Genomic DNA, 9,159 nt, shown 5'->3' on the forward strand with positions numbered 1-9,159 from the left:
GCTGATTAACTGAGCGATAGAGATCGATATGTGATTGTAAAAGGTCAACTTGAAACTCCAAGAAAACACTTTTAAGGGCATGCGCCTCTGCTAAAGAATAATCAAATAAGGTATCGTCAGCATCAAACAAAATAACTTCGTATTTCACTAGAAAATCCTCCTGTTAACCTTTTAAGCATGAATGAATCAAAACGTTCCTTCAAGCTAAATTCTTTGTATGTTTCTATTAAAGCTGAATTTGAAATTGCATCAATTGTGTCGTCTTATAATCGTAGGGTCATATATTTCAACGAATCCGCATTGCATGCAAGAAACAAATAAATAATGTTGATATTGAATGTTTAGAAGCTTGCTTAATCCCGCACCTGTCATAGCCAATTCATTAATATCGCATTCATTATGATTACATTTTGTGCATTTGAATGAATTCGCAATGCTGTTGTTTATATCATACTCATCCAGCTCGAGATCTGTTTCTTCAAGCTCATTCTCTTGCTCATCAACAAAGGAATCTAAATGCTCATCAAGAACCTCTTGTTTACATTCCGGACAACAATTATGCTCGAGTATAACGCTGCTGCCGCACCAAGGACATTCAATCATGGCGTTGCTCCTTCCTATCTAATACGTTCTCAAAACGTAAGCTTAAGGGAACGATTCATATTTTCTCAACATGTAAACATATTCGTTGCTGCCCTGTCTTTTCCTCTCCTTTCATACAAACACGAAAAAAAAGGCAAAACACCACTTTCGATGTTTTGCCTTTTAACGTTACGAATCTTTGGATCGGTTAGCCATATCGATGATCATTACGATAAGCACGAGTAGTTGAATGAGCAGTTCGTTACTCATTGCAATCCCTCCCAGCTGCATGTAATGCTCCTTCGCTGCGGCTTCTCCTCTCGTTCATTTGCTTAACGAACATCTCCCATTATCATATCTATGGTCGAAACTTAAATTTTATGACGGATATTCGTACGGCGAGTGCTGCCATAACGATAGATGCAAGACATACAGCGACAAAATGAATGAGGCTATTTGTAATGAATAAAGCTTCCAGCTTCACGAATTCAGCTGCTCCTCGAACGAGTACGATAGCGATAGGATGCAATATATAAATCCATACTCGCCACTCCCTAAATGCTTTTCCAGACCGGCCTTTCCAGGATATCGCCCAGTGGAACAAGAAATAGGTTGCTGGCCATGCAAATACGTACATACTGTCATGCCGCGGAAATTGTATTGCTTTCAGAAGGGATGCTTCGGCTATCATTAGTGCTAACGAAATCAGAAACAAACCCGCATAGGTTATCGGCTTTCTAGCAGGCTGTGGACGTTTTGCTGCCCAGATGCCTAATATGAGATAAATCGGTGCATAGAATAAACCATTGCGTGTGTAATCAAAAAATTGAAACAGCCATTCATAGAAATGTTTTAGAACAGCTATGTTTTCCGTAATTCCATAATAACTATCTCCGAAGAGTCCTACTATATAGAGCAACAAACCAACAACGAGCAGCATGGAAAGCGACATTTTCTGATGCAAATAATACGTAAGAACGAGTCCAATGATTAGCGCAGGCAGATACCATAGATGATAAAACGTACCGTCAAAAACAATGTCTCTTATAAAGGAACCAAAGGTAAAATGAGTAGAAAAATCACCTTTGTACATATTCAAAGGAATGTACAACAAGATAGCGATCAGATATAAGATTCCGATTTTCTTTAAATACATGAACAACGCTTTTTGATCTTTAGCTTTATCTCCTGTCAGCTTTCGGAAGAAAAAGAAGCCCGTTGACATAAAAAATATAGGCACCGCTAATCGCGAGATGATTCCGCTGAATAGAAAGTCAAAATATTCGTTATACGAGAGCAGCGGACTGGTGTGATTGGCAATAACGAATAGGGCCGCTATAAATTTAAGCCAGTCGAGCCCGCTATAATTGGGTTTAGAGACCATGTGATCTTTGCCCTTTTCCAGTAAAAGCCGTAACGATAAAACCATCCCTATTATTTCCTGATATTCGATATAGATCACCATTTAGGATGGGAACAGTCGTGGAAGGTCCATCCTCTGCCGGCACATAATAAATCTGCACGAGCATGCTATCCGTTTCTACGGTGAGATAATTCCCGCCATAAGTAAATTTTCGGACAAAATCGATGTACTCCTCCAAGCAAAAATCATGCTGCTCCATAATTTCGGCATGAGGATAACCGACATAACGAAAATGCCATGGCTCACAAGAGATGTTTGTAATAGCCTCTTTTCCTGCTTTGTACCGCTGAATAAAGCCATTTTTTGCAGCAAGCTGCTTAAATGCCATGTAGATGCCGCTATCTGGAAAAGATGGCGCAATAAAGTCGACATGCTCATCTATTTTCCCAACATCGATGGCAAGTCCCGTTTGGTGCTCGCTATGACCTGGCAAAGCCACATAACAAGCGGTATACTCGTCTCCATTTTCCACTAGAGAGGTTTCATAGATCTGCTCCTGCTCCTCTCTCGAGCGATAAGCGCTAACTGCAATAATATCATTCATGGCTTGAGATTCATTTAGAAGTATATTGAAATGCTGCAAGCATGTTTTCTCTAGTAACAAACCTTCCTCCCGCAATTTTATATCTGGATTAGTATGAAGAGGGATCAGCTTGTCGAGTGAAATGGACTGTTTTATAGGGTTGGCTTGATTAACCAATACCAGATGTCCTTCATAAATTTCTGCACGACTAACTTGAACAGCTGTATGCTTTACATAACCGCTTTCTTGAATGGTTTCAATTTGGTTTTGTTGCCCCAATTCGTCCAAGCCTCCTCTACGTCCTTGTATTTCCTTGTTACTCTAGCTGTTAGCGATGTTGAAATTTCCTGTGCTACGCTCCCAATATGGGCGGCTAGCTCTGCAAATGTGATCTCTTCTGCTCCCTGACGTCCGATTAAAGTCACCAGTGTTCCTTCCGCACAAGGTCCTGGCAGCTTGACCATGAGCTGATCCATACATATTTTGCCGACGACTTTTGCCCGTTGTCCGTTGACCAGCACCTCGGAATTTTGCATGCTTTGTGACCAGCCGTCTGCATATCCAATCGGAACTGTGCCAATCCATTGCTCTTCTTCTGCCTGATAGGAATTGTCGTATCCTAGGTACTCATCTTTGCGCAGCTTCTTTACTTGTATGAGCTTGCTGTGCAAGCTCAAAACAGGCTTGAGCTTCACAGATTGCACAAGCTTTTCTGGATAAAAGCCGTACATCGCTGCCCCTATGCGTACCATATCCATTGCAAGATTAGGAAATCGGAGTGCTGCTGCGCTTCCCGCACAATGATAAAGACGAATACGGAGACCGGACTTTTTGCTCCATTCTATCATCTCCATAAAGCGGCTTGTTTGCAGTTCAAGAAATGTCGTATCTGCTTTGCCTGCAGTCGCAAAATGAGTGTAAAATCCATCCACTTCGATATCTGGCGCTTTTAGCCATGGCACAAGCTTGTCCCACTCTTCTTTTGACTGAATACCAATTCTCCCGAGCCCCGTATCCACTTTCACATGGATAAGAAGCTTCTTGGCAGATGCAGTCGGTTTGTATTTTCTCATTTCCTTAAACCATGTGGCATTTGTAACGGTTAACATCAAATCATTCTCGATGGCTAAGTGTACATATTCAGCGTCTATTGGTGTCAAAATAAGGATAGGCAGCTTCATGCCATAGGATCTAAGGCGGAGCGCTTCCTCTAAATAAGCAACAGCCAGAACATCAGCGCCTGCTTGTTCAGCCATATGCGCAGATTCAAGATCGCCATGTCCGTAGCCATTTGCTTTCACAACAGCCATCAGCTTGACATGGTTTGGCAGCGTTTCGCGAATCTGTATTAGATTGTCTTGAATATGATTCAAATGAATGTCTGCCCAAGTATCTCTAAGCATATCGGTCACCTCGTGTACTGAATCGATTGTTTTTCAGCATGACGCATGATAGCATAATCAATTAATTTCTCGACAAGCTCCGAATATCGAGTTCCATTCGTCCGCTCCCACATGACCGGATACATGCTGTAATTCGTAAAGCCAGGCAGTGCATTGATTTCATTCAAATACAACTGTCCCTTGCCATCTAAGAAAAAGTCTACCCGTGCAAGACCCGAGCAGTTATGAGTATGGTATGCTTTGATGGCTAGCTGCCTAATTTGCGACGTGATTTCTTCGGATAGATGCGCTGGAATCGACATCTTTAGCTGCTTATCCAAGTATTTGGACTCGAAATCGAAGAAGACATGGTCATGGATGAATTCGCCTGGCAGTGAGGCAAGCGGCTTCTCATTACCCATAACAGCCACTTGAATCTCTCTGCCTATTACTTCACGCTCAAGCACAATTTTGTTGTCATACTTAAATGCTTCGGTAATGCCAGCAACCAGCTCTTGTTTGTCGTGGCATCTGCTGATGCCGATGCTTGATCCAAGTGAGGCTGGCTTCACATAACAAGGATAACCAATGGTCTCCTCTGCCATTTGAAGTACCTTTGAATGATCTTCGAGCCATTGATCATATCGATAAACACGGTACTCGACCTGATGAATGCCTGCTTGCTCTAATAGCTGCTTTGAGATGGCTTTGTCCAGTGTAAGCGCTGAGGATAATACACCATTCCCAACATAAGGAACATTAAGCAATTCCAACAGCCCTTGTACGGTTCCATCCTCTCCATATGAGCCATGCAGCAGCGGCAAGACAACTTTTTTTCCTGGCAATGCGAATTGACTCATTAAAACCTGTCCGATGGACTCGGCTTCACTCCTAAGCTTTGGCAAAGCTATAAGATCGGTTAATTGAAGTCCTTCTTGATTTAACTTGTCAGGCGTACACCATAGTCCTTCTCGCGTAATGTAAATGGGGAATACTTCAAATTTAGAATCATCTATGGATTGAATAACGGTGTATGCTGTTTTTAATGAAACCTCATGCTCGACGGATTTGCCGCCGTATAGGACATATAGTTTTGTTTGCATAAAAAAAAACCTCCCAAAATCGACTTGTTATCTATTACTAAAGATAACAATCAATCGTTAAGAGGCTTGTAAGTAAAGTTTAATTAAAGCTTAAGATTCCATAAATTGTTTATAAGGTTTATTTGCCCGCTGGATCAATTGCGCTAGCAAGCTCCTGCAAATCTCGCCCTTGCAGTAGGTTTGATTTCCTTCGTTTATTTCCACAAAACACGTATCATTTCCTGCTTCTGGGGTTATTTACAGCGTTTAAAACAAAGAAAAACCCAGGCGTATGCGCCTGGGCTGGGTATTACCATGGAATATCTCCAATATTGTGCATAATAGCGTCGATCTGGGCTAATTCCTCAGCTGTCAGTGGAGCACTCTCTAGTGCCTTTACATTCTCTTCAATCTGGCTTACGCGGCTGACACCGATCAAAGCAGATGTGACTCCACCTTCGCGCAGTGCCCAAGTCAGTGCCAATTGGGATAAGGTTTGTCCTCTTCTTGCCGCTAGCTGCTCTAGGCTGCGGAATTTTTGAACCCGCTCTGCCGTGATCGCTTCTGGTTTCATCGTGCTGGAAGCTGCACTCGATTCCGCTTCGATTTTATCGACATATTTATTCGTCAGCTGTCCTCTTCCAAGCGGGCAATAAGCGATCGAGCCTATGCCATTCTCAGAAAGTACATCCTGCAAACCATCTTCAATCCAACGGTTCAGCATGGAGTAATTCGGCTGATGAATCAGGCAAGGCGTCCCTAGCTGCTTCAAAATTTTCACAGCAGCGCTTGTCTGCTCCGCACTGTAGTTGGATAAACCAACATATAAAGCTTTGCCCTGTCTTACCGCATGGTCTAACGCGCCCATTGTTTCCTCAAGCGGCGTTTCTGGATCAGGACGATGGGAATAAAATATATCGACATAATCAAGTCCCATTCTCGTTAAGCTGCGATCCAAGCTGGAAAGCAAGTTTTTGCGTGAACCCCATTCGCCGTATGGACCTTCCCACATGTAATAGCCCGCTTTAGTTGAAATTAGAAGCTCATCGCGATAGGGAGCCAAATCCTTCTTGTATACCGCTCCGAACGTTTCTTCAGCAGAGCCGGCAGGCGGTCCATAATTGTTCGCTAGGTCAAAATGATTAATGCCAAGATCGAACGCTTTTAACAGCATCGCACGTGAATTTTCAAGCGGTTGATTGCCGCCGAAATTTTGCCACAGACCAAGGGATATCGCAGGCAGCTTAATTCCACTTTTGCCTGCGCGTTTATACAACATATCGGAATAACGTGATGAATCAGCAGCATAAGGCATTTATCATATTCCCCTTTGTTTTTAGAATGATTTCGTTGTTTGAAACATGCTATAATGATTACTTGCAAACATCATTGCTTTTAAAGTATAGCTTAATTTTGCTGCAATACGGAATGTCCACATGCAAGTCATATATGTCATAATGTAATATATTGAATAGCTACAATTGAGGAAGTGACAACGAATGTGCGAGCATTATGATCTGGTCTATTATTATCATGGGAAGCAGTTCTGCGAAGCTGGCTATAGCTGGGGACCCGGCGTTAAGGATCATTACAAAATTTTATTTATTCATGAAGGCAAAGGCACCTATCAGATTAACGGAAAAACATATGCCTTAAAAAAAGGACAAGGCTTTATGGTATTTCCAAATACGATATGCCATATGAAGGCGGATCTTCAAGATCCGTGGGTCTATTCGTGGATTGCTTTTCAAGGAACATGTGTTGACGGTTTACTTGAACAGGTCCACTTAAGCAAAACGGCACCTTCATTCTCGTATGCTCCAGCAAATTGGTTTGAGCCTTGGTTAGAACAGTTTAATGATGCAGGGGAACTTGAAAAAAACAGCGGTCTTGTCGTTCATAGCCTGCTCTATCGCCTTATTTCGGATTGGATCGATATGCTGACTGCCCCTAATCAAATCGGTTATTTGCCTAAAGCAAAGGATGTTTATGTTCGCAAAGCGATCGATTATATCAAAATGAATTACTACACCAAAGTAAGCATTACTGAGCTGGCCAGACTCATTGGCATAGACCGCATATACTTATCCGCCTTATTTAAGGAAATAGTAAATCAATCGCCGCAAACCTACTTATTGCATTATCGAATGGATAAAGCTTGTGATCTCATGAACAATCAACAGCTTTCGGTATCTGATATTTCCCACTCCGTCGGCTATAACGACCCTCTTCTCTTCTCGAAAATGTTCAAAAAAGTGAAAGGGATATCTCCCAGTCATTATCGCAAAGAAATTGTCTGATTCAAAAAAAGAGAGCTTGCATGAGCAGGCTCTCTTCATCATTATTATTTAATGTGATAAATCTTTAACCATCTTAACATGTGGAATATTCTCTTCCATAAAGACGGTGGATGCTACCTCATAACCTTGCTTCTCATAAAAAGCTGCTGCTTGAACTTGTCCATGCAGCTTCGCTTTCTTAAGCCCCTTTTCACGTGCGATCAACTCAAGCTCGTCCATAATTGCTTTGCCGAGTTTATGCATGCGGTGTGAAGCCAAAACGCAAATCCGCTCTATTTTTGCCATATCATCGACGATCCGCACTCTGCCCGTTCCAACAGGTACATTCTCGTAATATACAAGAACATGATCAGCGATTGCATCGTATTCATCAAGCTCTACTTCCTCCGCAACACCTTGCTCTTTGACGAAGACTGTTTTTCGAATCAGGTACGCCTCTTCCAATTGCTCATCTGTCGTAATCCGTTTTGTTTCCATCTTTCTCTTTCCTTCCATAAAGAAATCTCTATAAAACTGCGACTATTCAGCCTCTATGTTTATTATAATGCTAATTTGCTAATTAGCCAAAACTTATCGGCATTTCAATCCAAAAAATATAATGACCGTTGTCATGAACAACGCCGATTTCTCCTCCATGCATCTCTACTATTTGTTTGGCAATGGTAAGTCCAAGACCTGTACCAGCTGGCATAGAGCTGCGAATATCATTTGACTCCCGCTTGAAAAAACGATTAAACAATTGCGCTTCCTCATGAGGATTAATCGGTACTCCTTCATTTTCAATGGTTAACCGAAATATATCGTTCGAGGCTGTTGCTTTTACCGTCATCACACTCGGTTTGATCGAATATTTGAGCGCATTGATTAAAAGATTGTCAATTGCTCTGACTATTTTCTGGGTATCACTCTCCACGCATATCGGTCTTGCACAAAAGCTTTTTAACACAATGATTCCCTGCTCGGCAGCAACAGGCTCAAATTCAATAATAAGCTGCTCTACTAGTTTGTTGATATCGACGGATTGCCTAATGAAGTTGTGATCTCCGCCAGTCAGACGTGTATATTCAAACAAATCATCGATCAATTTCTTAAGCTGCTGCGTCTTATGGAAAGCATTGTCTATAAATCGCTCTTGTTCACTTGGATCTTGAGAGGCATGTGATTTCAATTAATCTAAATAACCGATAATGCTCGTAAGCGGAGTCCGCAAATCATGCGAAATTATTGTTGGTCACTCCCTCGCTTCTTTTCCTCATGCTAACAAGAAATTGTKCGGATAATGCGAGGATAAATATGAATTTATTCTGAAGAGCATTCATTCTTTAACTTCAATATCCCACAAAAATGACCAACTAGAGGAGTAATATGCCAAAAGCGAAGCTTTTTTTCGGCTTGCTGCGTGCTATGCTAGCCTTAGGACTAAATAAAATTGTAAAGGCGGGATATATAGTGTCATATCTATCAATTAGCACATGGAGCTTACATCGCAATCTTGGACCTCTTCACTGGACGGTATGGGATACCGAAACGAATACTCATCAAACGCGTGTACAAGAACAACCGCAGCTAACGGCTTTGCTAGACCTTCCAGCTGAAGCAGCTGCTAGAGGTTATCAAGCGCTTGAAGTTTGCCATTTTCATTTCCCTTCAACAGAACCAGCTTATCTTGAGCAGCTTCGCCTCTCTTTCGAAAATGCTGCGATTAAGTTTGATACCTTGCTGCTCGACTATGGCGACATAACAACAGTTGATGCGGCTAAAAGAACAGCAGATCTTAGTTTCATTCAGAATTGGATCGATATTGCTTCAAAAAGTGGAGCTAAACAAATTCGTGTCATTGCTGGTGAAGCTTCACCTAGTGATGATG

Annotated in this window: 10 protein-coding genes and 1 pseudogene; 2 read left to right on the top strand and 9 right to left on the bottom strand. The window is 41.9% G+C overall.

Annotated features, from left to right (window positions below; all coding sequences use genetic code 11):
• Positions 1-249: 249 nt before the first annotated feature.
• The 6 genes from AB4Z17_RS29165 to AB4Z17_RS29190 form a co-directional block, all read right to left on the bottom strand.
• Complete coding sequence (locus tag AB4Z17_RS29165) at positions 250-603, bottom strand: zinc ribbon domain-containing protein (protein WP_441963736.1); 354 nt, start codon at positions 601-603, stop codon at positions 250-252.
• A gap of 337 nt (positions 604-940) precedes the next feature.
• A complete protein-coding gene (locus tag AB4Z17_RS29170; protein ID WP_441963738.1) occupies positions 941-1,966 on the bottom strand; it encodes an acyltransferase family protein in 1,026 nt (341 codons plus the stop codon).
• Positions 1,956-2,807, bottom strand: coding sequence for a D-alanyl-D-alanine carboxypeptidase family protein (locus tag AB4Z17_RS29175; RefSeq protein WP_441963740.1), 852 nt, complete (start codon positions 2,805-2,807; stop codon positions 1,956-1,958). Before AB4Z17_RS29175 ends, AB4Z17_RS29170 begins: the two co-directional genes overlap by 11 nt.
• Positions 2,759-3,931: an alanine racemase gene (gene alr, locus AB4Z17_RS29180; protein ID WP_441963742.1), complete on the bottom strand. Its 1,173-nt coding sequence runs from the start codon at positions 3,929-3,931 to the stop codon at positions 2,759-2,761. Before alr ends, AB4Z17_RS29175 begins: the two co-directional genes overlap by 49 nt.
• A 5-nt stretch (positions 3,932-3,936) precedes the next feature.
• Entirely contained in the window at positions 3,937-5,013 is a 1,077-nt protein-coding gene (locus AB4Z17_RS29185; RefSeq protein ID WP_441963744.1) for a D-alanine--D-alanine ligase family protein, read from the bottom strand.
• 289 nt (positions 5,014-5,302) lie between these two features.
• Positions 5,303-6,307 (bottom strand): aldo/keto reductase, encoded by a 1,005-nt coding sequence (locus AB4Z17_RS29190; protein WP_441963746.1) that lies wholly within the window; start codon positions 6,305-6,307, stop codon positions 5,303-5,305.
• 184 nt (positions 6,308-6,491) lie between these two features.
• Here AB4Z17_RS29190 and AB4Z17_RS29195 point away from each other — a divergent pair, with 184 nt between their 5' ends.
• A complete protein-coding gene (locus AB4Z17_RS29195; RefSeq protein WP_441963748.1) occupies positions 6,492-7,292 on the top strand; it encodes an AraC family transcriptional regulator in 801 nt (266 codons plus the stop codon).
• 48 nt (positions 7,293-7,340) lie between these two features.
• Here AB4Z17_RS29195 and AB4Z17_RS29200 read toward each other — a convergent pair whose 3' ends face one another.
• From AB4Z17_RS29200 to AB4Z17_RS29210, 3 genes are all read right to left on the bottom strand, one after another.
• Entirely contained in the window at positions 7,341-7,769 is a 429-nt protein-coding gene (locus AB4Z17_RS29200) for a GNAT family N-acetyltransferase (protein ID WP_441907584.1), read from the bottom strand.
• Between the two features lie 82 nt (positions 7,770-7,851).
• Entirely contained in the window at positions 7,852-8,460 is a 609-nt protein-coding gene (locus AB4Z17_RS29205) for a sensor histidine kinase (RefSeq protein WP_441963750.1), read from the bottom strand.
• Positions 8,461-8,517 (bottom strand): histidine kinase dimerization/phospho-acceptor domain-containing protein, encoded by a 57-nt coding sequence (locus AB4Z17_RS29210; protein ID WP_441963752.1) that lies wholly within the window; start codon positions 8,515-8,517, stop codon positions 8,461-8,463.
• A gap of 224 nt (positions 8,518-8,741) precedes the next feature.
• Here AB4Z17_RS29210 and AB4Z17_RS29215 point away from each other — a divergent pair.
• Positions 8,742-9,159 (top strand): annotated as a pseudogene (locus AB4Z17_RS29215) (sugar phosphate isomerase/epimerase family protein); the annotation flags it as partial.

This window comes from Paenibacillus sp. TAF43_2 (genome assembly GCF_052113545.1).
Classification (GTDB): Bacteria; Bacillota; Bacilli; order Paenibacillales; family Paenibacillaceae; genus Pristimantibacillus.

Excerpts from the sequence above, each read along its gene's own strand:
- AB4Z17_RS29165 (WP_441963736.1), bottom strand. The coding sequence starts at position 603 with ATGATTGAATGTCCTTGGTGCGGCAGCAGCGTTATACTCGAGCATAAT.
- AB4Z17_RS29170 (WP_441963738.1), bottom strand. The coding sequence starts at position 1,966 with ATGGTCTCTAAACCCAATTATAGCGGGCTCGACTGGCTTAAATTTATA.
- alr (WP_441963742.1), bottom strand. The coding sequence starts at position 3,931 with ATGCTTAGAGATACTTGGGCAGACATTCATTTGAATCATATTCAAGAC.
- AB4Z17_RS29185 (WP_441963744.1), bottom strand. The coding sequence starts at position 5,013 with ATGCAAACAAAACTATATGTCCTATACGGCGGCAAATCCGTCGAGCAT.
- AB4Z17_RS29190 (WP_441963746.1), bottom strand. The coding sequence starts at position 6,307 with ATGCCTTATGCTGCTGATTCATCACGTTATTCCGATATGTTGTATAAA.
- AB4Z17_RS29195 (WP_441963748.1), top strand. The coding sequence starts at position 6,492 with ATGTGCGAGCATTATGATCTGGTCTATTATTATCATGGGAAGCAGTTC.
- AB4Z17_RS29200 (WP_441907584.1), bottom strand. The coding sequence starts at position 7,769 with ATGGAAACAAAACGGATTACGACAGATGAGCAATTGGAAGAGGCGTAC.